Source organism: Vibrio sp. 1CM2L (genome assembly GCF_023161695.1).
Taxonomy (GTDB): domain Bacteria; phylum Pseudomonadota; class Gammaproteobacteria; order Enterobacterales; family Vibrionaceae; genus Vibrio; species Vibrio coralliirubri.
Genome location: NZ_JALNTT010000001.1, coordinates 858,496 through 883,714, shown reverse-complemented (window position 1 = coordinate 883,714; position 25,219 = coordinate 858,496). Strand labels below are relative to the sequence as shown.

The following is a 25,219-nucleotide window of genomic DNA, read 5'->3' as shown; positions in this document are numbered from 1 at the left end:
TAGCTGTGACTGAGGTAGATGACTGATAGCCACATTTACTGCTGCAGATAAGTGGCTCGGTTTTCAGCCACCGCTTGCAACTTCACCAACACGCCAATAATCAACATGTATATGGCACCAGCACACAGAATCGGCCCAAGTGGTTCATAGGTAACCGCAGAGATTCGATTGGTAACACGGGTTAGGTCGACGATGCCGATCACCGCAATCGCCGGGCTGCCCTTAATTAAGAACGACATCTCATTGACTAGCGCAGGTAGGCTCATGATCACCATTTGTGGGAACATGATGCGGCGAAAGTAAGTGATGCGTCTCATACCAATGGCTTCTGCTGCTTCCATTTGCCCTTTTGAAAAATTGAGAAAGGCGTTGCGCCAAATCTCTGCATTGAATGCCGATGTATTGAGTGTGAGCGCTAAAATGGCAGAAACGTGTTTATCTAAATTGATGCCAAATGACGGAAAAGAAAGGAAAATAAACAGAGCCAACGTCACCAAAGGCGTTGCTCGTGCCCAACTGACATAGATGCCCAACATTTGATCCACAAACGGGATTTTCATCATTCTAACCAAGGCAATCATTAAGCCGATGACGACACCTAATACAATCGATACTGCCGATATCCATGCCGTTGCCCACGCGCCCTGTAGCAACTGTTCCCAAGCGTAATAATCCATAAACGACCTCTTTGATCAGCGACTTCTTTCGATAGATTGTGCGCCAATGACTCATGGGGTAAACCGCTTTGAACCCATTGGCATGGACACAAACAGTCGCTAACTGTTTGTGTCGGCGCATGCTTATTCATCTATTGAACGGCTGTTAGCTTGCGATACTGCTCAACCGAAGTGATGGCTTCTGAAGGGAGTTGGTCGAACGATTCACCGAACCACTTCTTCTGCAGCTCTGCCATTTTTCCTGTTTGCTCAAGGTGTAGGAAGAATTCCGTTAGGTAAGCCAAAAGCTCAGGATTATCTTTAGGAACTGGCCAGCTCACGAAACCCGGGCCAGAGACTGCTTCGCCTTTTTTGAATACCTTTGACTTCGACTTCACCACCTCGTTAACCGAAACCACACTGTTGATCACATAGTCGATACGGCCAATTGCCAAGTCGGAATACGCTTCTGGATAAGATTGATACTGAACGACTTTGCCCAAAGACTTGCCTTGTGCTTCTAGCATCTCTTCCAGCTCAGGAAGTCGCTCTAGCAAGGCACTGCCGGCTTGTAGCCCCACCGTTTTGCCGTCTAGATCCGCGACAGTATTGATGTCGTCATCACCCGCTCGGGTTAAGAAGTAGTGCTGCGCTGAAGCAATCGGTGGAGTAAAGTCAAAGGCCTTTAAACGGGCGTCGGTAATGATCGCTCCAGTTAACGCCACGTCGTATTGGCCAGCGGATACTGACGCGAGTAACCCTGTCCAAGGTAAGATCTCTTGTTCAATATCGAACTTCGAATATTCACGCAGTTCATCAAGCAGATCTTTATTAATCCCAGCTGGATTACCGCGATCGATGTAGTTGAATGGCGAGTAGTTATCTTCTGTCGCCACTTTCATAAAACCTTGCTTTTCGATGGCTGCAAGCTCGGATGCTTGTGCGATTCCAAAACAACCCAGTACGACTGTTGCTGCCGCTGTTGAAACCCATGCCTTCATCGTCATTCCCTGTTTCATACGCTTTCCTTATCGAGATTATTTGCCTGCCTTTACTTTATGAACGGAATGCCTCGAAGACGTAGAGCCAATTTAATTTTCGGGTTGGGACAGAGCTATTTTTAGGTTAGAGCAGGGCACCTTTCTCATTAGATACCGTTCAAAAGCCAGTTCTTAAAACATCCATATGAACTCTGGCTCACTTCTTGCTCTTTTATACAAATAGGACCGAGGTTTACTGAGAATAAGGACTGTATCTCATGGCGATAAATCACAATTGTTTCATCGAGTTTGATTCCAAAAGAAGCCTACAAGAACAAGTGCGTAGCTATTTGGTGACGGCGATATTGAATGGTATTTTTCCTGCGGAGCAAGCGCTTCCGTCTTGTCGCAAGCTCTCTAGCCAATTAGGCGTCTCACGCAATACGGTCTCGTTGGTGTACGACAGTTTGCTCGATGATGGTTATCTCATCAGCAAGCCTCGCAGTGGTTATTACCTGTCAGAAAAGTATCAAAATCCGAGCGAAGAAATAGACGCGAACTTGGATCATTTTGAATCAACAGACAACGACAATGCACCGGATTGGAGCAAGCGAGTTAAACTGCAATTGAGCCAATACCCTCGCATCGTCAAACCCTCGCATTGGAGCTGCTATCAGTACCCATTTATTTTTGGCCAACCCTCTATCAATGACTTTCCATTAGCGCAATGGCGAGAAGCCACAAGAAAGGTCACCTCAGATCCAAATGACCATCGCTGGCTGTGTGACAAGGTCGATAAGGACGTCGACATGCTGGTCGAACAGATACGCACAAGGGTGCTTCCTCAGCGCGGCATTCACGCTCAAAGTGATGAGATCCTCATAACCTTAGGTTCGCAAAATGCGCTGTATTTGATTTCTACTTTGCTCATGAACCACCAGAGCCGAGTCGGAGTCGAGAACCCCGGCTACAAAGAAGCGAATCACATTTTTAATCTCTCTGGCGCGCAGTTACACCCGCATCAAGTGGATGAACAAGGATTGAGATTCAATGAGCACTCTTCACTGTGTGATCACTTCTATGTCACACCTAGCCACCAAGCCCCAACGGGCGTCACCATGAGTGACGAGCGTCGAGCTCAGTTACTGGAAATGGCCAAAACCAATGATGCGGTGATTATCGAAGATGACTATGACGCCGAGTGCAACGTGGAGTGGAATCCTAAACCCGCGCTGAAAGCCAGTGACAAGGAAGGACGCGTCATCTACGTCAGCAGCTTCTCTAAGCTATTAGCACCCGGCTTAAGATTAGGCTACATCGTGGCACCTGAAGAGTTGATCTACGACCTTAGAATACTGCGTCGCTTGATGTATCGACACGCGCCAAGCCGTGTCCAGATGGAAGTGGCGCACTTTATTGAACAAGGCTACTACGACAGCTTTGTAAGGCGCTTTAGAGAAAACACGCGCCAGCGCTGGAAGCTGATCAACGATGCCGTCTTGAAATACTTACCTGACTGCAAGCGACTGGCTCAGAGTGAACAAGCCAACTCTCTGTGGCTACAAACGCCCAGCCACATCAATAGCCAACGTTTAGCATCACGAGCCGCACAAAAAGGAATACTGATTGAAACCGGGTATTCACACTTCATGACTAATACCGAGACGGAATCGGGCTGTGAAGCATTGTCAGAATATGACCCCAACTCCTATTTTCGATTGGGCTTTCACGCCATCGACAAAGATCTGATCGCACTCGGTATCAAAGAGCTGTCAGAGGTGATGAAGATCTAGCATCACTTAAGAGCGGTTTGAGCAGAGTGATTTAGTGAATAAACGTAAAAAGAGCATCAATCGATGCTCTTTTGTCGTTTCTGAAGGTTAGGTTTGGCACGTTGAAAAGAACGGGGAACCCTTTGTCAAAGTGCCTTGGTCGTTGTATTGGCTATCTTAATGAAGAATTAAGAAGCGAGTTCAAACAACACTTCATCAATGATCTTAACGCCTTTCTTAATCTCGCTTGGCTGAATAACCAAAGGTGGCGCAACGTGAATACGGTTATTCACAATGAAGGTCAACAGGCCTCGCTTGGTCAATTGCGCTTTCAATTGCCCCATTTTTTCATTGCTTAATGGTGTTTTACTTTCACGATCTTCCACCAGCTCTACAGCCCAGAACATCCCTTTACCGCGCACATCACCAATCATAGGGTGTAACTCTTGAAGGCTCAGTAGGAGCGGCCCTAGAACGCTGTTACCGACGTTATCAGCATGCGTGACAATGCCCTCTTGCTCCATCACATCTAGCGTTGCAACGATAGAGGCCATCGCCAAAGGGTGACCAGAGTACGTTAAGCCGCCCATAAAGAAGTTTGACTTAAAGTGCTCAACGATCGGTTCGCTGACCACCACGCCACCAGCAGGCACATAACCGGAGTTCACCCCTTTCGCAAAAGTAATCAGATCTGGCACTACATTAAAGTGCTCAAACGCAAACCACTTACCCGTGCGGCCAAAGCCAACCATGACTTCATCGAATATCAACTGAATGCCGTATTTAGTTGCAAGCTCACGCACGCCGATAAGATAGTCTTTGGGCGGAATGAGAAAGCCAGCCGTTCCCGGAATCGTCTCTAGAATAATCGCCGCAATCGCTGTTGGCCCTTCGCATTCAATCACTCGCTCTAAATGCTGCAGGGCACGCTCACTCTCTTCTGCCTCAGTCGCCGCATTGAACTCGCTTCGATAGAGAAATGGATTGAAGAAGTGAACGTGCCCACGGCTATACTCGTTTGGAATTCGACGAAAGTCCCCCGTCGCAGCAATAGCAGTACCTGTATTGCCATGGTAAGAACGGTAAGCAGATAACACCTTGTCGCGCCCAGTGAATTGTCGCGCCATGCGAATCGCGTTTTCGTTGGCGTCTGCGCCTGCATTGGTAAAGAACACCTTCTTAAACGAGCTTGGCGCTTTCGACAAGATGCGCTTGGCCGCCAAACCGCGAGTGAGGTTTGCGGTCGCAGGGGCAACAGTTACCAATGAGTCCGCTTGATCTTTAATGGCTTTGATCACTTGTGGATGCTGATGACCAATGTTGGTGTTAACCAGTTGGCTACTAAAATCAAGGTACTCTTTACCTTCGTAGTCCCACATTTTGCATCCTTGCCCACCCGCAATGGCGATAGGCTCCGCTGCTTCTTGAATCGACCAAGAATGAAATACGCTCTTGTCGAGGTCGATAATATCTTGGTTCACAAGCTGTTCTGTTGATACTTCCATTTCATCGTCTCCATTAACAACACTAGATTCACAGCCGCTCGTGCTTGGCTCCTCTTCAAGAATGAAAGACACAAAACACGACATTGAAAAGGCTGCGCTATCGGATGGCATAATCTTCATCCCAAACAGGGCGGAGGTCATAGTGTCAGTTTCAACAAAATCGTGGGCCAGTGGATCAGCCCAAACCTCCTCCCCGATCCAACCAACAGCCTGACCCAATCCAATCGTAGATCTGGCTCTATTCAAAATTCTTAGGTGTGAATAGATTGAAAGGCAGACGAGACAAGTCTCATCGAACGCTAATTAACGCAGCAGCAATATCAAAAGCAAAGAGGTGAGCAAGAGTGGAATTAGGATTAGCGATGACATTGATTCTGTTTGCAGGAGTAGTTCGAGGCTATTCAGGGTTTGGTTTTGCGATTATCGCAGCGCTCTCCCTCAGCTTTATTGTTCCACCATTGCAAGCGGTAACCATCGCTATCCTATTGGATTTTCTAAGCACTTTCCCTCTGCTCAAGCGAAGTAAAACCACCATCAATATCCAGCTTATTGCGCCGCTGTGTATTGGCATGTTGGTTGCGGTGCCTTTCTCGCTGTATTTCATTAGCACGATATCGGAATCAGGCTTGAAGGCCTTTATCGCGATGATGTCTTTGGTCGCTGGCACGCTGATTATTTTGGACTTACGCCTCACTTGGCTACACCAACGACACGCGTTTTGGGCGGGAGCAATTTCGGGGTTTAGCATGACCACCGCTTCTTCGGGAGGGCCGCCATTAGTGACGTATTTGATGAACCTAACCATTAAAACCAGTGAACAGAGAGCCACCGCGATCGTGTTTTTTCTGCTGAGTTCAGCAATTTCACTGGTTGGCTTCATATGGATTGGCGCATTTAACCAAGGATCGTTCATCACAGGTTTATGGCTATTACCGGCAGCTTTGATTGGCAATGTACTGGGGCAAAAGCTGTACCTATCAGTACCGAACTTGTCTGCAAAAACAACGACCGCGCCGATTTTGATCGGCATGGCACTACTTATGTTAATTTCAAATTAGAAGGATGTATTTATGGATAAGATAGCGTTCATTACAGGGGCAACCTCTGGTTTCGGCAAAGCGGCAGCAAAACGTTTTGCGGAAGATAACTGGTCGTTAGTGTTGTCTGGTCGTCGAATCGAAAGGCTACTCGACCTAAAGGAAGAATTAACGGTGCCTGTGCATGTAATTCAACTCGACGTTCGAGACGCAGACGCCGTAAAACAAGCCATTGATTCACTACCCACTGAGTTCTCATCGATTACCGCATTGGTCAATAATGCTGGGTTAGCTTTGGCACCAGAAGGCGCGCCTGATGTGGACTTGAAAGACTGGCACACTATGATCGATACCAATGTCACAGGCTTGGTTAATGTTACTCATGCGCTGTTGCCTACGTTAATTAAAAAAGGCGCAGGAAGCTCAATCATCAATGTTGGGTCAATCGCCGGACAGTGGCCTTACCCAGGAAGCCATGTGTATGGTGCCAGCAAAGCGTTCGTAAAGCAGTTCAGTTACAACCTACGTTGCGACCTACAAGGCACAGGGGTACGAGTGACTGACCTCTCCCCTGGCATTGCAGAAACGGAATTTACTCTAGTAAGAACCAAAGGTAACCAGACGGCTTCAGACAACCTTTACCAAGGCACTACACCGTTGTCAGCAGAGGATATTGCCGAGCAGATGTTTTATATCGCAACCTTACCAGAGCACATCAACATTAACCGAGTCGAAGTGATGCCGACCCGACAAGCGTGGTCTCCATTCGCTATCGATAGAGACTAGTTTAAAACACTCTAAATCAAAAAAGGTGGTCTATGCAGACCACCTTTGTTACTGACTTCAATTTTTTACTTAGATGCAATCGACCACATCAAAGGCTTGCCCTGATTCATCACTTGCGATGGCATGACGATACCCTTTGGTGAATGTATCTAGTGCTGCATTGACCATGCTTACCGCAGTAAAACCCGGCATTGAGAGGCTTGATTGATTTCATGGTCGGCGACTTTAAGCAGATATCCATCACCTAAAACAAAGCCGCATATTGATGCGGCTTGGCTGATCTTCGGTTGATACCCCTTCAAAGAACAACGGTTCAGGCATGACCATGAATGTACTTGAACTCTTGCTCTATCGCATGAAGCATATTAATGGCGTTCTCAGACGATGCATGGATGATCTCTGTCTTAGGTGCCGCGCCTGTTTGTTCTATTTTTATTTCATTTTCAGACAGTAGAGAAATAGTCGTACACTCAAACTCAAAACCATTGAGGTTCACGTCCATAATGGCGCTCGCCCACTCAATGGCAACCACATCTTTGGTGGTGTATTGGTTGGTCAAAATACCGCAGCCTCCGTCTGGTTTCGGCAATACATGATCAACAATGCCATCGTAATCATTATCCCAAATCAGAATTTCTAACTCACTGTCACCATCACTCACCGCAGTGATTGGGTAGCCACTTTCATCCAGTGTGAGAAGCACTTGGGTATGAGGTTTTAATTCAGGTTCGTGTTGGGTGTCTGGCTGGGCTATCGAGTCGAGGTATTGGGAGAATGAATACTTGAGATAAGCCTGCACTTCTTCATTGTCATTGATGTTAATGCTGTTTGGCGCGTCTGTGTGAGCGGTATTGATTGATATTTCTGGCATGCCTGCCAAAAAGTCGTCGAATAGTTGCGTTGCTTTGTCTAACTCAGAGTGAGTTGCAATTACTTTACTCATGTTGATAGCCCTTTCAATTGATTAGGTTTTAATAAAAGCAAATAGCAGAAGTACAACAGATGATGAATATGGGGTGGGTGAACCCTTAATAGGTCGCAACTTTAGATTAGCAAAGCCGTGGAGAAGTTGTATGACAATGAAATGAAGCTTACACAAGGATTCGATAAAGTGAGTTCACGATCAATGTTTCGTGTTCTTGTCTGGCGATTAGAGGCTTTCACTGGCGAGCAGGTATTGAAGTCCAATCTCTTCAACACGCATAAAAAAGACCTAAAGCGCGGTTGTGCTTTAGGTCTCGATAAAGGATTAGGAACGATGAAGAATCACATAAAACTAAACGATTTTCTGCTCGTGTTCTTTGCTTGATTCGGTCTCTTTCGACAAGAAACTGGCTACTATCTCTCTCAGTTTCCCTTGATTAACAGGCTTAGGTAAAAACTCATCCATGCCTACATCGAAACACAAATGCTTGTCTCGCTGCACGACGTTGGCTGTCAACGCAACGATTGGAATGTGCTTTGCAGACCCTTCTTCGAGCGCTCGGATCTGCTTGGTCGCTTCGAAGCCATCGAGAACCGGCATCTGACAATCCATAAAGATCATCTCGTATTCGTTAGTCTTGAATTTATCAACACCAATTTCACCGTTGTCAGCAATATCAACCTCAAAGCCAAGTTTCTTGAGCATCATCTTGGCAACTTGCTGGTTTACTCGCGAGTCTTCAACGACCAAAACCGTACCACTAAATTCTCCGGCAGCCGCGACAGGTTTTGACTCTGCTTCAATTGGAGCTTGTTTATCGGCTTGTGAGGCGTTTACAGAAACAGAGGGTGCCTCTTTAACAACCGCCGCAGGTTTGGTTAACGACACTGGTTCATTGTCTTTAAACGCAACCTCGCCTCTGTTCGGATAAGTAAAGACTGAAGTATCGGCGGCTCTCGCGAGTACCTCACTAATGGTCCATTTAAGCTGATTATCTTGGTAAGGGCGCGCTATGTAGGCAACAAAACCGACTTGTTTAGCACGAGCTTCATCTTGCTTTCTAGGGTCAGCAGAGATCATCACTAACTTAGGACACTCACTGCCAAAGCGTTCAACTAAGCTTCTCGCCAGTTGAAAGCCATCAACGGACGGCATTACTTTGTCTATCAACACCAGATCATAAGGTGATGACTTAGCCACAGACTCTGAAACCAACTCTAACGCTTGGTTTGCCGTTTCACAGCACTCAGACTTAACGCCAAAGGATTGAAGCTGTGTAGACGTTATACGCATGTTCAGCTGGCTATCATCCACCAGCAAAACCGAAACCTGATTGAAATCGATATTGTTTTCGTCGGCTTCTAAACACGGGTCAAAGTCAGCCGTAAAATAGAAGGTACTGCCCTGACCTTCAACACTGGTGAGTTCAAGCTTGCTGCCCATCAATGTCACGATCTTCTCGCATATTGTTAGACCAAGCCCTGTGCCTCCGTAAATACGTGTGGTACTGCCGTCGGCTTGTTGAAACTTATCGAACACCGATTTCTGTTTGTCTTCTGCAATACCGATACCGCTGTCGACAACCTCGAACTTCACTCTGAGTTTTTGTTCAGGCTCAACCACCTCTTCCAAACGAAGTGAGAGCGTGACGTGGCCGTGCTCGGTAAATTTAATCGCGTTGCCTACTAAGTTATTTAGGACTTGTCTTAGTTGAGTACCGTCGCCAATCACCATGGTTGGGATCTTAGGGTCTATCGCTAATTGGAATCGAAGCCCTTTCTGCTCCGCTTTCACTCGGAAGGTTGATTCAACGTCGGCCGCAATGCCCATCATTTTCATCGGCTCTTGCTGAAGCTCTAGTCGCCCCGCTTCGATCTTCGAGTAATCAAGAATGTCATTGATTAAGTCGAGCAAAGTAAGCGAAGAGGTGTTGAGCATGTTGATGTACTCTTTTTGCTCTTTCGGCATATCCATTTCAGAGAGCAAAGACGACAACCCGATAATCCCATTCATTGGGGTACGGATTTCGTGACTCATATTGGCAAGGAATTCACTTTTATTGCGGTTGGCCACCTCAGCAACGTCTTTGGCTTTTTCCAGCTCTTTGTACTGTTGACGAATACGTTCAATAGACTGGTTATAACTGCTCTCGAGTGTCGAGATCTCATCTTTGTAAGTAGAGTCAGTTGGCGTTAAGAAGCGCGGTTTGTTGTCTTCGACCTGTTGCAGATTGATCTGAGAAGACATGGTCATCAAACGTTTTACGACAAGGCGATAGACGATGGTTAAACATACCAGAGACAGCAAGAATATTTTGACGGCTTCGAAGGCAAGCAACAATAGCACTCGTTCTTCAAAGTCATTGAGAATCATACTTAAATCAGATTGCACCGTGAGCGTTGCCAATGGGAAATCTGTGCCACCCATTTGGTGCACCATTTCCCAAGACTGAGAATAAGATTGGCCTTCGGTCTTTTGACCTAACTCTAGAATTTTTTCATCGGGGCTTTCAATCAGGAGGTAACTCACAGACGGCAAACGAAAGATGCCTTCTGCTTGCACAAACAGTTGAGCACGGTCTTCGACCCACAAGCTGGACGTTAAACCGGAGAGATAACCGGCCTTAACCTGTTCGACCTGAGAGCTGATAAAAGAAACTCGATTTTGGTACTCCACATACAACCCGAGACCTGTCACTATAACAGTGAATAAGGTGCTGATTGCGATGATTACCCCGATCAACTGTCGGGAGAGTCCAATATAGCGTTTTCCTTTTGTCACCATACACAAATTACCATTATTGTTATCCTAGCAAACTACAATTACTCAACTAGTATAATAGTAGTCATTCATCAAATAACTAGGGAAGGTTATGAAAAAACATCTTATCTTTGCATCCATAGTCAGTTTGTTTTCAAGCAGTTATGCTTTTGCAAGCGAACCTCTTCACTACTACATTATTGCGAGCCAAGCGCAACCTTTTCAGATCGAAACTGACGGGTCATCTCACAGAGGAATCGTTTCAGATATTGTGGAAGCCGTGTTTGATGACAGCCAATATGAGATCAACTACCACACCTACCCTTTTAATCGAATGATCGACAAGCTCGATGCGAGAGAGAACCCTAACTGGGTTACCTATGGCAGCCCTAGCTGGGGAAACATCCAATCTGTGAACCTGTCTGAAGATCCGATTTACAATGTAAAACACGTGTTACTGAGTAGCGGTAAAAAGCCATTTGAGTTCAACACAATCGATGATCTAGACGGGAAAGCCGTGGTATTGCTGGTGGGATTTGAGTATCCGAACTTGGAACCTTATATCCAACAGGGCAAGCTCAACGAGATTCGAGTAAAAGATTACACTGCTGCGTTTCGTGTCCTGAACCGAGCACCTGGCGATACCGTGTTTGTGGAAATGGAATCACGAATCAAATACAACCTAAACGAGCAAAAACTGAGTATTGATGATTACCAGATGCAAGAGTTTGGTTCTGTAATCAATAACTACCCTATCCATTTGGCATTTGACCCTGAGATGGATCCTAAGCTGCAAAGCTTCATCAACCAACGCCTAGACACAATGAAAGACGATGGACAGCTCGACGACATCGTACAGAGTTACTTGTAGCACCAGCGTAACGCAGAACTTAGCAACGGATAGCTTGATAGTGAACAATTTGATAACGAACAGCTTGGTTACACACTTTAACTATCATTGATGCCTGACTCTCTAAAACCGAAAAGGCCGCCCTGCTTAATACTAGATAGCAGAGCGGCCTTTTAAATGCGTCTTAGGGGTAATTATAAGTATGCCCGCTATCTGAATCGACGAATCAGTGCGAAGCAATCAAATGCAGTTGCTGAGTGCGAAGCTGGTGACGCACTGCCATCAGAATCTTACCCAAATGGTTCTCGCCGGTTCCATCGCCGCCATCGCCCCAGAAGTGATCTTTGTGCGAATGTTCTTTGATCACCGAATCTCCGGTGTTGGTAAGAAACAGCGCAAACTGTGGATTCTGCCTGAACTTCTCTGTCACAATGAACTGCATCACTTCAACACGAATGTCATACCAATCTTCGCGAACTTGGTCTTCATAGTCACGACTTAAAGAGAACGCTTCGGCAGGTGTACTGGCTTCCAAAATGGTATTGCGTAGCGCTTCGGAGGCAAACTTCATCGCTTGATAATAGTGTTCGCTGGTTGCCCAAACTTGATCACCTACCTTGATAGGACAAGCGGCAAAATTTGACAGGTATCCGTTCGGATCTTCGGGTTCGTAAAACAGCACTTCTTTAGCTTGAGCCACAGAATTAGACATAGCCTTCTCCTTACCAACGACATCGCATATTTTTGCTTTAACTTTAAAATTAGTGGCGTTGAATATTACTGTCAAACAACTTAGTTCAAGAGTATGCCATGTGCGTGTTTTTCATCTAAAAAGCGTAATGTCAAAAGGGATAGGCTAAACGGAACAGTGAGCTAAACAATCAAGAGGTTGATTCAATCTGGATAGGAACTATGAAAAAATACTTATAAATCAAAGGGTGGCGTTGTGCCACCCTTCTAAATGCAATGGGGATTGTTAGTGAATAAGACCTAGCTCCCTCGCTTCTTCCAGACTCAAACCGCTTTCTCTAATTTCTCTTAGAGTCTCGATACGACGACGAGCTTCAGCAGACTTCATTTTCTTTTCTGGTTTGAAAGATACTTCTTCTTCAGCATCCCACTTGTTTGCAATATTTGTCATTTCATCATGGTTGATAGAATTAATGGACATGTTTTCCTCCGAAAAGCACCATGTAATGGACAAGTAATCTGTAGCAAATGCTTTTTCGCTTGTTAAGAAATTCTGTACTGAAGTGTGATGATTCCGACGCTTCACAAAGCTAATTAATAAATGCCTCATTTAAACTTTGCCAAAGCCATTTTCTGCAATTACATTTAAAAAATTCCCCATAAGAAATGTGGTTTGATCCAACTCTCATTTTCCCCGCTTTCAATGCTTCTCTTCTGCTGAAAATTCGTGAAATAACCCAAGATAAACTTCGAGGCACTTCATCCTTTTCGTGCTCGTCGCTTCCACTAAATCCAACACATGTTAATGATAATAGTTATCAATATCATAACTGAGTATTTATCATGTCTGTGGGAAATTCAGAGAAACCACTTCTCGAAGTGAAGAATCTATGTGTCGACTACATCACCGATGACGGTGATTTCAATGCAGTCAAATCCGTTAGCTTTAACATAGGCCAAGGCGAGATTTTCGGCTTAGCCGGAGAATCCGGTTGTGGCAAAAGCACCATCGCATTTGCCATTAACCGCCTGCATAAGCCGCCAGCTTTCATCTCAGGAGGCCAGATACTATTTGGTGGGCAAGATCTACTGAGCTTATCGGACAGCCATTTGAATACCTTGCGTTGGAGTGAGATCGCGATGGTGTTCCAAAGCGCGATGAATTCACTCAATCCCGTATTAACCATCGAAGAGCAGTTTGCTGATGTGCTGCGTCACCATAAAGGCATGACCAATGAACAGGCCAAAGATCGCGCCGAGAAACTGCTCGACCTTGTGAATATTCCACGCCATCGCCTAACAGAGTACCCGCATCAATTCAGTGGCGGGATGCGTCAGCGTTTGGTGATTGCCATTGCTCTCGCCCTTAACCCAAAGCTGATCATCATGGACGAGCCAACCACAGCACTGGATGTGGTTGTACAGCGCGAGATATTGCAGCAGATACACCAACTCAGAGAGGAGTTTGGCTTCTCAATACTCTTCATTACCCATGACCTCGCACTGATGAGCCAGCTGTGTGATCGCATTGCCATCATGCGCCACGGCAAGATAGTTGAGGTCAATAAAGCCCATGAGATTCGTAACAACCCACAACACTCCTACACCCAAAAGCTATGGAGTTCTTTCCCTAATATTCATGAACATGCTCACGCGACGGCGTGCTAGGAGAGCTCCATGTCACAACCTATTTTTCAAGTAAAAAACCTCGTTAAAGAATTCACTGTTGGTGGTGGATTTGGCAAAGAAGAGATCTTTAGAGCACTGCATGGTGTGAGTTTTGACTTACATGCAGGCAAAACACTGGCACTGGTTGGCGAATCTGGCTGCGGGAAAAGCACCTGCGCACGATTGATGACCAAGGTTTACCCTGCGACAGAGGGAGAGATACTGTTCAAAGGCAGAGACATCTCTACGCTGAAAAGCCGTAAAGATATCTTGGATTATCGCAGCCGTGTGCAAATGGTGTTTCAAGACCCCTTTGGTTCACTCAATCCAACCCACACCATTGAGCACCATTTAACACGCCCACTTAAGATCCATAAGCAGGTAGACACTAAACAGGCTCTCACAAAGCGCCTCAAAGAGTTATTAACGCTGGTGGAGTTACCCATCGAAACGCTCGCCAAATACCCACACGAGCTCAGTGGAGGCCAAAGACAGAGGGTTAACCTAGCCAGAGCACTGGCCGTTGGCGCTGAGGTTATTCTTGCTGATGAACCCACCTCGATGTTGGACGTCTCGATTCGACTTGGCGTGTTGAACTTGATGCAAAAAATGAAGAAAGAGTTAGGCATAGGCTTTTTGTACATAACCCACGATCTTGCCACGGCACATTACATCGCAGAAGAGACAGCGGTGATGTACAAAGGGCAGATCGTTGAATGGGGAGCAACCCAGTCGATCTTAACCAATCCACAACACCCGTACACTAAGCTGTTGATCTCTGCCGTCCCTGATCCCGATCTGCCATTTGGCGAACTCGTTAAAAATGAGCCAAACTATTCAATAGACGCTGATCGTATTCGAGAGCAGAGCAGTGAAATACAGCATAAAATCAAACAAGTTGCTGATAATCACTTTGTAAAACAGTGGGATAACGTTGCATGAATGAACTAGACACTTGGTTAGAGCGGATCGGAGATTGGTACAAAGACCGAAAGCATGATCAAGTGGACCGGTTAGAACCTTTGATCTTAACGCCTCCAGATGCACTCTGGGGGCCATTAATCACGGATAAGCAGAGCAAAGGCATCGCATGTTGGCTAGACGGATGCCTGAGAATCTTTACTTTCTATCGCCACCTCGCAGATTCATCGAATCCGGAGTTGGCTTCGCAGGAGGCCAGCAGCTCAAGCCATCAAGATAAAGCCTACCAATACCTGATGTTTGCTTACAGTAAGCTGCAAGCGGTGTCATGCGACCCAAAATCAGAAGCAGGATTGCAAGAATGGTGCACACAGCGGCTACAACACTTGTGTGTATTGGCTTTGGAGTTTACGAACCAACAGCAAGAACCACGCTGGAAAGCAGAATCAGAGAAATTGATCGAGTCGCATGTACGCTTTATGGCAACCCACCTCCGAAACGATGATCAAGGTAGTATTCAACGCCACCTACACTGATCAAGCCCTTCTCGATCAAACATTAAATCAGAATATCATCAGAGTTAGATCCGTAGAAAGCATGATCTGGCCTTGATCATGCTTCGGCGTTTAACTCTGTAAGCTATTGAATTTTAATGATTGACTGAATTTCAGGCAAAAAAAAGCGAGTCCCTTAGGAACTCGCAAAAATCTATTCAGTATGATGTAACAAAATATGAGCCAATCTATTAATCATAAGAAAGGACAAAGGTTGTCTATTCGGGATAAATAATAATCAACTAGATGCGTTACATTGTCATCACTTTGTCAGCGTTAGGTGCGATTTTAATCAGCACCTAATGTGTTCAAAACTATCCATTCAGCCACGATAAAACAGGCTTATCGCAATAGGATAATGACTAGTGGCCAATCGCCATTTCATCGAGCGCAAGGAACACGTTTTCGTCTAAATGACCTTCATGAACTTGTTTACACACTTTGCGACGCACCGCTAAACCAGAGATCAAACGTTCAATGGACAGATGTCGATTGCTGGTGCTATCTCGGTCGTTGTAAAGCTCAATTAGGCGACTCAGTGTTTCGTATGGGATAACGTCCTCCCCTACTCTCAACCAATCAAGCTTCTCAATGAGCTCTGAGCACTCTTCTTTGATTGAGGCATGTGAGTGCCCTGTCATAGCGGATAAAGCCGTTATGCTGCGTTCTAGAGCCTCTGCAGAGGTATATTTAGAGAGAGTAATCATGATCTCGTCAGCGTTAATCTCAACAGAGTGTTTGCGCTGCTTAACTCGACGTCCCAATTTGCCTCTTGGCGACGGTGCTTTACGCTGAATTGGCTCAAACTCACCGTCGATAATCTCAGACAGCTCTTCCAGCTTCTGCTTAGACACCATTTCGTTACGAAGTGGGTTCGGCAGCGTTGGTGCCATATTACGCTTACCTGCGTTAGTGGTACGCGCTCTTGAGTAACGTAAGACTTCTTCCACATTACATTTGATATCTACCTGATAATCGGTCGTTTTCCCTTTTTCGATCAACGCGGTGATCGTCAAGTGATAACCCCAAAGATTAACCAGGAAGGTATCTTCTTGATCCCCGACTTTACCCAGCTTTCTGAGCTCGCGGATCAGATCCATCGAGAAACGACGCCAATCGATGTTACGCGCCAATTTCTGGTTGAGCTCACTGAGCAACATGCTATCTGAATGGCGACGTGCCATGCGGCTTCTAAAGTACGAATACATTTGGAAGACCAGGGTATGTTGCTTCAGGATTTCTGGCGGAAATAGGAAGAAATAGTCACGTGTCAGCAGCTCTTCGTAGAACGAAGGTTCCCAAACCAGGATGTATAGGTTCGGTTTAATGCGAATTTCGCCGTCAGAGCCCTCTGTAGGCGCTTCTTCCGATGCGGTAATGGTTCTAGCTAAGAATCGGAAACGATCACTCTTAAAGCCTTCTGGCATGTTCTCACTAAGCCAACGGCCTGTAAGCTCGTGGAGTTGGAAATCCGTGAATTCGATACGATCAATACTGTCGCGGATCGAATCACGTGCAGGGCCGCTGTCTTTCTTGCCACGTAGAGACAAAATATCAGTGATGTAGAGTGGTGTTTTGTTCGGCGTGTGTTTCGCGTCTAGATGGTAATCATCTTGGTGATGATCATGATATTGAACGGTGAGCGTGAATAACGCGAATAACGTCATCAGATCGTCAACGGTCATGATGTTTTTAGAAGATCTTGTCTCGATCACAGCTCGAGTGCCAGAGATCGAAACCATGGATTTCTGGTAGCTCTTACGAGTTCTAGGTGGCGCTAACGCTTGATCAATAATCCCCGCCCAATTGGTTGGCGAAACAATGAATTGATCCGCTTCATCTTTCATCGTTGGTGGGGTATTCAACCCATGTTCATTCAGTAAGCGCTTGTTTACTTTAGTTTGAGCTAGGGCTTTAGAGCGCTTTTGCTTTTCATTTTGCTTCACGCTTTCTGTCACTAAGCTGGTGGCACCCAGTACCGATATCAACTGGTTTGGGTTCACAAAGCGATGCAACATGGTTTTACCAGCAAGGCCTTCTTCAAAGCGAACGGGGATTTGTTTGAATAATCCGATATTGACTGCTGCTCTTAGCCTTTGCTGTAAGGCCGCACGAGTGACTTGACCATCGGTTGATTCAATAATCTCAGTGGTGGAAACGTACCCGTCTTTGCTGCTAAACCCACGAAGTGAAATTAGGTTAAGAAGCTCAACTATGCTTTTGGTGACACCTTTGAAGTGTTGATATTGTTCTATCCATTCAACGGCTGTTTCAGATACCTCAAATAAATGACCATCTTTGTGGCTTCGTGCCTTAATTAACAATTTCTCTTCTGGTTTCATTTTTGATCCGTATCACACTAACCGTAATTTCACTATAGTTCCTGAATGATAAAGAAAGAATGATCATAAATAAAGAGAATTTATTGGCTTTTAAATAACTGATCTTTTTGATTAATATGATCTTAAATGATTAAGTGATCTAATGATCTGGACGTAAGTTTGCTTTTAAGTGGCTGAATTTAAAGTATTAAAATAAATCGCCTTGGAAAGCATGATCATAAAGGTTCCGAAACTATGATCATTAAACTTAAGAAAGCATGATCACAGAACATCAGAACGATGATCATTAAGTCATTGTAAGCATGATCATTATTGGTTCGAAAGCATGATCATCATACTCATACAGCTTATCCACAGATCGGAATTCAACATCGGTTTCTAAGTCGCTTTTGACTTATCTATGTGGACACTTGTGGCGGCCAATCTATCGGAACAATGATCAAGAGAGCACACTTTTTTATCGTTCCTACCCTATTGAGTGCAAAATTTAGTCTCTATCCGCTGGAAATGGATTGCTTTGATGTATTTAGCGCTGGTGGGTCTTAACTAGGAAGCATGATCATGAAATTGTCATGTTTGTGTATTCTCGGTCTGTGTCGATTGAATTTTCACTCATTGAGCCCTTATAGGCGTTGAATCCCCATTCCAAAAGCATTTGTCCGTAACTTAGCTCATAAATTACATGCTTCCGGAACGATGTTTACTTGATCATTTTTCCGGAGCTTGATCATTTCCAATGTGCAGTTGCTCGGATCAATATTGCTCAGTTTACGCCTTGATCATGCTTCATAATTTGGCGTTATTAATTATCTTACACTGGATGTGCTCCATGATCATTCTTCCGGTTAGGCTCCAATCCTCTGCTGTTTTTTGACACCCCATCTTCTCTTCTGTTTTGAACCTTTTTGTTCATTGAGTGTTTTTTAATTTTTATTGGATTGAAAATCTATAAATTCGAATGCAAATCACACCAACCGTAATCTACGGTTGTATTTCAATCGTTCCGAAGATTTTTCGCTGAAATTCCATTTACATTGTAAATAAGTGATGCTGTAACATTTTAAATGTACGTTAGAAATAACATGGTTGTGCATGATAGAAACGGTCATTTTTGTGTTTGTCTAAGGCGATGTTACATCAAATTGTAAAAACGCAGTCTATTTTATGTGATTTTACTCATAAATGTATGTTCATGTTTTTGTTGTGTTTGTTGTTAATCGCTGTACAATTTGTACTTAGTTAATCATTACGGAAACTGGCAATGAAAAGAGAACAAACGATTGATAAGCTCTATCAGCTAGCCGAACAAACTCAACAAGTTCAGGCTGACCGAATTGAGATTATTTTGGAAGAGCGAAGTGATGAACATTTCCCTCCAATGTCTAAAGCTATGATGGAGACTCGTTCTGGTTTAACGCGTCGTAAACTCGATGAAGCGATCACTAAACTTGAAGCTGATGGCCATCAGTTTACAAAGAATAACGCCAATCATTACTCGATTTCATTGACAGAAGCTCACATGTTGATGGACGCGGCAGAAGTGCCAAAGTTCCATGAACGTAAGCAGCACGCTGACAATAAGCCATGGATTATCAACGTACAAAACCAGAAGGGTGGTACGGGTAAATCAATGACAGCGGTTCATTTAGCCGCTTGTTTGTCTCTGAATTTGGATAAGCGCTACCGTATCTGTCTGATTGACTTGGACCCACAGGGCTCTTTGCGTCTGTTCCTAAATCCACAAATTAGTGGGGCAGAGCACGACAGCATCTATTCTGCCGTCGATATCATGTTGGACAACGTGCCTGAAGGCCAAGATGTCGATCTAGAGTTTCTTCGTAAGAACGTACTATTGCCAACTCAGTATCCAAACCTGAAGACAATTTCTGCTTTCCCAGAAGATGCGATGTTTAACGCTGAAGCGTGGCAAAGCCTTTCACAAGATCAGTCACTTGATATTGTTCGTCTGTTAAAAGAGAAGCTAATCGACAAAATCGCCGATGATTTCGATGTGATTATGATTGATACCGGCCCGCACGTTGACCCTCTAGTATGGAATGCAATGTACGCGTCGAACGCACTTCTGATTCCATGTGCTGCTAAGCGTTTGGATTGGGCTTCAACGGTTAACTTCTTCCAGCATTTACCAACGGTTTACGAAATGTTCCCGGATGATTGGAAAGGGCTCGAGTTTGTTCGTCTAATGCCAACCATGTTTGAAGACGACAACAAGAAACAGGTGTCAGTTCTGACGGAAATGAACTACCTGTTGAATGATCAAGTAATGATGGCAACCATTCCAAGAAGCCGTGCTTTTGAAACCTGTGCTGACACTTACAGCACGGTTTTCGATCTAACGGTAAGCGACTTTGAGGGCGGTAAGAAAACTCTAGCTGTTGCTCAAGACGCAGTACAAAAAAGTGCTCTAGAATTAGAGCGCGTATTACATAGCAACTGGCCTTCACTTAATCAGGGATAACAACAATGGCAATTAAAACATCTGACTTAAATGCAAAGCTATTTGGTAAAGCAAACAAACGTCGCGTAGCAACACCACAAGAAGCGCAAACAGCGGCAAAAGAACAGGCTCAAGTGATCGAACTTTCTGTTGCTGGAGAAGATCTGGTTTCATTTGAATTGGTTCGAATCCCCGCGGCTGAAGTGGCAACTCGAACGGTTGTTTTTGAAGAGAACGCTCGTGAGCAATCTTTCTTAAACGAGCATGCGCTTTCTGATGTTCTTACAACATTGAAAGAACGTGGTCAGCAATACCCTGCGGTTGGTCGTAAGAACAAAGACGGTAAGATTGAAGTTCTTGATGGTAGCCGTCGTCGTATGTCATGTATTTTGGCTGACAAAGAGTTCCTAATCTATGTTGCTGAAAACATTAACGGCGAACACGCTAAGTTCCTATCAGACGTAGCTAACGCTCATAAACCGCTTTCTCTTTATGAGAAGGGTAAAGAGATGCAAGCGAAGCTGGATAAAGGCGAAGCTGAAGACCAGAAAGCACTGGCGAAAATGTTCCAGTGCAGCGAAGCTTTGGTGAGTGGTGCATTGAAAGCGGCCGCTTTGCCACTTGAATTGCTACAAGCTTACCCAAATGTGAGCGACCTTGGTCGTCCAACTATTGTTAAACTGCACAAGCAGTTTGGTGGATTGACGAGTGAACAGCAGCAAACACTGCTTACTAAGTGTGATGCTTCTGAAGGTTTTGTATGGCAGCGTAGTGAAGCTCAAGGCGTAACTCGTCTAACCAAAGACGTGACAGAAACTTTGGAAGGTTGGATTCTTGAATTGGCGCCAGCGCCAGCGAAGAAAGCTTCTCCAAAAGTTGAGCTTATTAAGGGCCGTGCATCATACAGCCGCAAGGGTTCAAACTTGGCGTTGAACCTTAAGAAAGTTGATGATGCAACAATGGAAGAAATCCTCGCCTTCGTTCAATCGAAGCTCGACTAAGTCGACGACTTTTCATTACTCCTCTAAAGCCGCTTTATGCGGCTTTTTATTTGGCTGTGATAAACTGTGTTTAGATGAATCTGGACGCTAACTATGACAAACCCAACCAACACTTTTTTGCATACACTTTCTAATATTGCTCAACATAATGATCACCGCTACGGCGTGGTCTTTGATGGCGATTTTGATTGGCAAAACTCTGCTGTTTTTACCTTCCTTCAAGACTCACTCATTCCGAGCACCTTCCAGATCGGCGGTACGCCATTTGAAGGTGTGATTCATGCTCCAGTAAAAAAAGGCCAACAACTGCTTGGTCGTGAGTGCCAAGTTCTGGTTTGTGACTTTAGAGAGCAGTTTGATGCGAATGGTTTTAGTGCTGCGCTGGGTTCGTTAGTCGGTGGTGGGCTGCTGTTGGTGTTGCCGCCAAAAGTTGATGCCTCTGAAGATAGCGAGAGCTTTGGTCAACGTTGGTTAAAACGTCATTTTGATAAACTGATTTCTGTTTCACAACACAATGAAGCCGGCGATGCAGTTAAAGCAACTCACGCTCTTCCTCAGATGCAAAGCGCCCAAAACGGATTGGATAAATTTGAACAGCAAAACACTGCGGTTGAATTAGTTAAAAAGGTAGTGTCTGGACATCGTAAACGTCCTTTGATTCTTACTGCGGATAGAGGGCGTGGTAAAAGCTCGACATTGGGTATTGCAGCAGCGCAGCTGTTAGCTGAGCGTCACGGGTTTAATATTATTGTTACGGCACCTTCAGTGAAGGCGGTAGAGCCGGTATTTTCCCATGCTAGCCAAGGGTTGGAATCTTGCGAAGTGATAAATGCTACTCACATTCGTCATCAAGGTGGCAGTTTAAGATTTGTCGCGGCAGATGAATTACTTAAATCTAAGCCTGATTGCGATCTGTTATTTGTTGATGAAGCAGCTGCAATTCCAATTCCGATGCTTAAATCCATGGTCGATATTTATCACCGTATGATCTTTTCAACCACGGTACACGGTTACGAAGGCAGTGGACGAGGGTTCGGTATTAAGTTTGAGTCTTGGCTTTCTGAGCATCGTCCGGGGTGGAAAGGCTTTAAGCTCGAACAACCGATTCGTTGGAATAACAACGATCCGCTAGAGGCTTGGTTGTTTGATTGCTTCCTACTTGGTAATGACGCATCAGTCAGTGAATCGGCGGTTGATGAACTCGATGGTTTTTCTGCCGAGGCAATCAATCAATTAGACCTGGTCGAGTTATCAAAAGCAGGATACTTGGCTAATCCTGAGCAGCTACAACAATGTTTTTCTCTTCTCGTGGATGCGCACTATCAGACCTCGCCTAATGACTTAATGCAGTTTCTCAACAATCCAGCAATCCGTTTATACGCCGCTTGGAAGCAAGATGAATGTTTAGGTTGTATGTTAGTGACGGAAGAGGGAGGTTTGGACTGCGAGTTGATTGCTCAAATTCAACTTGGAAAACGCAGGCCTCAAGGTCACCTTGCTCCCGTTTTATTGGCAAACCAACTTGGCTGTACTCAGGCGGCGAGCAGTCGTTGCCTTCGAGTTATGCGCATTGCTGTTTCAGCGCGTCATCAAGGTTTGGGTATTGGCCGTTGGATGTTGGCTCAGTTATCACAGCAAACCAGCCAAACAGATTATCTGGCGACAAGCTTTGGTGCGACCAGCGAATTGATTTCTTTTTGGCGTGGTAGTGAATTTGAAGCTTTGCACATTGGCCACCAGCGAGATCAGGCTAGCGGCTGTCACTCGGTTCTGATGGTTAAGGCGCTTAACTCAAACTCTCAAGGCTGGATAAACCAAGTTCAAAATCACTTCGAGCGTAGCTACTGTTTTCTTGTTTCAGGTTCTTTGGTTTCACTTGAAACCGATATGGTGCGCGCACTGCTGCCAAAGAGTGTCGATACCGTCGGCGAGTTTGAAACTCAGTTAGTTAGAAATTACGTGAACGGTGGCAACAGTTATGATGCGATCAGCTTCAGCGTACTGAACTTGATTCTACTCAGTAACGATCGAAACATAGGTATTTCTGACTTACTCATTGCAAAGGTCGTTCAACAGAAAGAGTGGGGGACTTGTGTCGAACAGTTTAATCTTGTTGGTCGCAAACAAGCAGAGATTCAGTTTCGTAAAGACGTCGATGCATTGCTAGCAAATTTACACTGTAAATAGACAGGCCATCAATAAAATAGACCGACCGCTACAAATTAGATTTACAGTGTAAATTAGAATCTTGGATTTACACTGTAAACTGAAGCTCCATATTGAAATCCGTTTTTACCCTGATTATTTGTTTCATCACTTCCGTTTCATCTCTCCATGACAGCCTTTAATCTTCTAAAGCTATTCGCCTTTACTATCTAGTCCTATATCGAATCAATATTCAATCGCACGAAATATACTGAAAAATTTCCCTATGTATTTGTAAAGGCGAAGCAGATCATAAAATGTGTAAGTCTTATTTATGAGTCATGTTTGCAGAATCGAAAGTAAGTGATGTGACGCTGATTATTCTAATAATGTGATACTCAGCGCAGAATGAATTATATAGACTGAATAACAACTGAGTCATTAGGGATACTCAATTCGAATGTGGGATAACATCGTTACATTGTCGGAAGACAAGCAACAAGTAATGGCATGTCTGCCAACCGGGACTGTGGTTGACGCAAGCTTTGATAACAAGACGCTGCCACCAACCTTGGAAGCTTTGAATGCATCAAACTATTTTCTTTTCGAAGAAGAGGTCTTGCGTTTCGTTACTCTTGCTAAAGAAGGTAAGGGCGAAGCTTATGAAGGAGTCTTGATTGCCGAAGTCCGAAATGCCACTGTTGCGGTCGAACTGTCTGATGATGAGATGTTGGCGAGTCTTGTCGTCACTGGTCCCTACAATGGACACCCACTGCGTGGTAGCGACATCATTCAGTGTTTATCTCAAGCTCAAATAACAAAAGGAATAAATAAGTTAGCGCTCAGAAAAGTTCTGATGATGAGTAGCAAACTTAAGCCTGGCGAAAAGTTTACTCAGCCCGTCGCTAAAGGGACACAACCAGTAAAAGGTAAAGACGCTAAGTTTGCCGCTTTGGTTGAAGATATTACTCGTCAAGTCTTGAAGCCTCGCAGTAAAGACGAAGGCAAGATTGATATGCGAGACTTGGGACAAACCATTACCGTTGGTCAAAATGATCACTTAATGAAACGTACCCCCGCTACCAAAGGTGTCGCTGGCTTTACCGTTCAAGGCCGAATTATCCCACCGCTTCCTGGACAAGACAGTTTAATCAAGCCTGGAAAGGGCACCTACATCTCCCCTGAAGATCCCAATTTACTACTCGCCTCACACCCTGGATTGCCCATCATTAAAGATCGAACCATCGAAGTGGATGACGCGTTATGTGTCAGCAACGTCGATGTCTCAACTGGGCACGTTAAATTTAAAGGTAATGTCTTTGTCTCTGGCAACATCGAGCCGGGGATGATCGTCAAGGCGACCGGAAGTGTTACGGTTGGTGGCTTTATCGAATCGGCCGAAGTGCAAGCCCAGGGGGATATCAAAGTCGCGAAAGGGATTATCGGCCACACGACCAAAGAGGGTGCGCCAAAAAGTTGTAAGGTATTCAGTAAAGGCTCTATCACAGCAAGCTACGCACAGAATGCCGAGCTACAAACGGCCAACGACCTTCGACTTGGTGTGCACAGTATGAGTAATGACATTCGCTGTGGTAACAACCTTATCGTGATGGACAGTTTTAAAAAGCATGGCACGCTCAGCGGTGGTGAAGCCAAAGTCGGCGGGAAAGTAGAATGTGTCTTCTTAGGCGTTGAGGGAGATACCGCAACCAAGGTACATGGTTTTGCGCGCTACGATGGCTACCGCCAAAAGATAGCCGAGCTGAAGGAAACTTATAAACACACTCAAGAGCAAACCATGGGTGTGATTCGCCAAGAGTTAGAATTTAAGAAGCGCCCGAAAGCAGAGAGAAGCGAAGAGCAAGCTCTAGAAATTGAGCAGCAACGAGAGAAGAACAACCTCGCAATTGAAAACACAAAGTCGCAGTTAGATACACTCGAAGCGGAGTTTGAAACCAACCTTGCTGAATGTACGGTAGAGGTACACGAAAAAGTGTATACCCGAGTGACGATTCAATTTGGTGATGAGACAGTCACAACCAAGCGAACCCACGGCGGAAGTGTTTTCTCATTCAACCAGTACGAGATCCAATGTTCGTTTAAGATGGAGCAAGAGGATATTGCTTTGTAGATTTTGTGTTGAACATAAGTGATGTATGGCTGAGGTGA

Annotated in this window: 20 protein-coding genes; 11 read left to right on the top strand and 9 right to left on the bottom strand. The window is 45.0% G+C overall.

Annotated features, from left to right (window positions below; genetic code table 11):
* Window positions 1–35 precede the first annotated feature (35 nt).
* Together MSG34_RS03755 and MSG34_RS03750 are read right to left on the bottom strand one after the other, a co-directional pair.
* Complete coding sequence (locus MSG34_RS03755) at window positions 36–677, bottom strand: amino acid ABC transporter permease (protein ID WP_017066356.1); 642 nt, start codon at window positions 675–677, stop codon at window positions 36–38.
* A gap of 131 nt (window positions 678–808) precedes the next feature.
* Window positions 809–1,675, bottom strand: coding sequence for a transporter substrate-binding domain-containing protein (locus MSG34_RS03750; protein WP_048614201.1), 867 nt, complete (start codon window positions 1,673–1,675; stop codon window positions 809–811).
* A 239-nt stretch (window positions 1,676–1,914) separates the two neighbouring features.
* Between MSG34_RS03750 and MSG34_RS03745 the strand changes: the two genes are divergently transcribed.
* Window positions 1,915–3,429 carry a PLP-dependent aminotransferase family protein gene (locus MSG34_RS03745; protein ID WP_248336316.1) on the top strand — a complete coding sequence of 505 codons (1,515 nt, stop codon included), beginning with the start codon at window positions 1,915–1,917 and terminating at the stop codon, window positions 3,427–3,429.
* 167 nt (window positions 3,430–3,596) lie between these two features.
* On the opposite strand, the gene MSG34_RS03740 is transcribed toward MSG34_RS03745, so the two are convergent.
* Window positions 3,597–4,913, bottom strand: coding sequence for an aspartate aminotransferase family protein (locus tag MSG34_RS03740; RefSeq protein WP_086969442.1), 1,317 nt, complete (start codon window positions 4,911–4,913; stop codon window positions 3,597–3,599).
* 362 nt (window positions 4,914–5,275) lie between these two features.
* Between MSG34_RS03740 and MSG34_RS03735 the strand changes: the two genes are divergently transcribed.
* Entirely contained in the window at window positions 5,276–5,971 is a 696-nt protein-coding gene (locus MSG34_RS03735; RefSeq protein ID WP_248336505.1) for a sulfite exporter TauE/SafE family protein, read from the top strand.
* A gap of 12 nt (window positions 5,972–5,983) precedes the next feature.
* The gene (locus tag MSG34_RS03730) at window positions 5,984–6,736 is read left to right on the top strand and encodes an SDR family NAD(P)-dependent oxidoreductase (protein ID WP_248336315.1); all 753 of its coding nucleotides are present in this window, start codon (window positions 5,984–5,986) and stop codon (window positions 6,734–6,736) included.
* A 69-nt stretch (window positions 6,737–6,805) separates the two neighbouring features.
* On the opposite strand, the gene MSG34_RS24170 is transcribed toward MSG34_RS03730, so the two are convergent.
* The 3 genes from MSG34_RS24170 to MSG34_RS03720 all read right to left on the bottom strand — a co-directional run bounded on the left by MSG34_RS24170 (window position 6,806) and on the right by MSG34_RS03720 (window position 10,445).
* Entirely contained in the window at window positions 6,806–6,928 is a 123-nt protein-coding gene (locus tag MSG34_RS24170; protein ID WP_282449632.1) for a hypothetical protein, read from the bottom strand.
* A gap of 121 nt (window positions 6,929–7,049) precedes the next feature.
* Window positions 7,050–7,679: a hypothetical protein gene (locus MSG34_RS03725; RefSeq protein ID WP_172378490.1), complete on the bottom strand. Its 630-nt coding sequence runs from the start codon at window positions 7,677–7,679 to the stop codon at window positions 7,050–7,052.
* A 333-nt stretch (window positions 7,680–8,012) separates the two neighbouring features.
* Window positions 8,013–10,445 carry a response regulator gene (locus MSG34_RS03720; RefSeq protein WP_248336314.1) on the bottom strand — a complete coding sequence of 811 codons (2,433 nt, stop codon included), beginning with the start codon at window positions 10,443–10,445 and terminating at the stop codon, window positions 8,013–8,015.
* Between the two features lie 88 nt (window positions 10,446–10,533).
* On the opposite strand from MSG34_RS03720, the gene MSG34_RS03715 reads away from it, so the two are divergent.
* Window positions 10,534–11,292 (top strand): transporter substrate-binding domain-containing protein, encoded by a 759-nt coding sequence (locus MSG34_RS03715; RefSeq protein WP_048614214.1) that lies wholly within the window; start codon window positions 10,534–10,536, stop codon window positions 11,290–11,292.
* A 205-nt stretch (window positions 11,293–11,497) separates the two neighbouring features.
* On the opposite strand, the gene MSG34_RS03710 is transcribed toward MSG34_RS03715, so the two are convergent.
* Both MSG34_RS03710 and MSG34_RS03705 read right to left on the bottom strand, forming a co-directional pair.
* Window positions 11,498–12,058 (bottom strand): NADAR family protein, encoded by a 561-nt coding sequence (locus MSG34_RS03710; RefSeq protein ID WP_050643559.1) that lies wholly within the window; start codon window positions 12,056–12,058, stop codon window positions 11,498–11,500.
* Between the two features lie 189 nt (window positions 12,059–12,247).
* The gene (locus MSG34_RS03705) at window positions 12,248–12,442 is read right to left on the bottom strand and encodes a hypothetical protein (protein ID WP_017061218.1); all 195 of its coding nucleotides are present in this window, start codon (window positions 12,440–12,442) and stop codon (window positions 12,248–12,250) included.
* A 362-nt stretch (window positions 12,443–12,804) separates the two neighbouring features.
* On the opposite strand from MSG34_RS03705, the gene MSG34_RS03700 reads away from it, so the two are divergent.
* Genes MSG34_RS03700 through MSG34_RS03690 form a run of 3 tightly spaced genes read left to right on the top strand, consistent with a single transcriptional unit; the run spans window position 12,805 to window position 15,086 of the window.
* Window positions 12,805–13,629: an ABC transporter ATP-binding protein gene (locus tag MSG34_RS03700; RefSeq protein WP_248336313.1), complete on the top strand. Its 825-nt coding sequence runs from the start codon at window positions 12,805–12,807 to the stop codon at window positions 13,627–13,629.
* A gap of 9 nt (window positions 13,630–13,638) precedes the next feature.
* The gene (locus MSG34_RS03695; protein ID WP_248336312.1) at window positions 13,639–14,571 is read left to right on the top strand and encodes an ATP-binding cassette domain-containing protein; all 933 of its coding nucleotides are present in this window, start codon (window positions 13,639–13,641) and stop codon (window positions 14,569–14,571) included.
* The gene (locus MSG34_RS03690; protein ID WP_248336311.1) at window positions 14,568–15,086 is read left to right on the top strand and encodes a transcriptional regulator; all 519 of its coding nucleotides are present in this window, start codon (window positions 14,568–14,570) and stop codon (window positions 15,084–15,086) included. The genes MSG34_RS03695 and MSG34_RS03690 overlap by 4 nt, the downstream gene beginning before the upstream one ends.
* A 380-nt stretch (window positions 15,087–15,466) precedes the next feature.
* Here the strand turns inward: MSG34_RS03690 and MSG34_RS03685 are convergent, their stop codons facing one another.
* Window positions 15,467–17,446, bottom strand: coding sequence for a replication initiator protein RctB domain-containing protein (locus MSG34_RS03685; RefSeq protein WP_248336310.1), 1,980 nt, complete (start codon window positions 17,444–17,446; stop codon window positions 15,467–15,469).
* A gap of 1,261 nt (window positions 17,447–18,707) precedes the next feature.
* On the opposite strand from MSG34_RS03685, the gene MSG34_RS03680 reads away from it, so the two are divergent.
* From MSG34_RS03680 to MSG34_RS03665, 4 genes are all read left to right on the top strand, one after another.
* Complete coding sequence (locus MSG34_RS03680) at window positions 18,708–19,925, top strand: ParA family protein (protein ID WP_017061213.1); 1,218 nt, start codon at window positions 18,708–18,710, stop codon at window positions 19,923–19,925.
* A gap of 5 nt (window positions 19,926–19,930) precedes the next feature.
* Entirely contained in the window at window positions 19,931–20,905 is a 975-nt protein-coding gene (locus MSG34_RS03675) for a ParB/RepB/Spo0J family partition protein (protein WP_017065141.1), read from the top strand.
* Between the two features lie 93 nt (window positions 20,906–20,998).
* The gene (locus tag MSG34_RS03670) at window positions 20,999–23,092 is read left to right on the top strand and encodes a GNAT family N-acetyltransferase (protein ID WP_248336309.1); all 2,094 of its coding nucleotides are present in this window, start codon (window positions 20,999–21,001) and stop codon (window positions 23,090–23,092) included.
* Window positions 23,093–23,510: 418 nt separating this feature from the next.
* On the top strand, window positions 23,511–25,181 hold the full coding sequence (locus tag MSG34_RS03665; RefSeq protein WP_248336308.1) for a FapA family protein: 1,671 nt from the start codon (window positions 23,511–23,513) through the stop codon (window positions 25,179–25,181).
* Window positions 25,182–25,219: the final 38 nt, after the last annotated feature.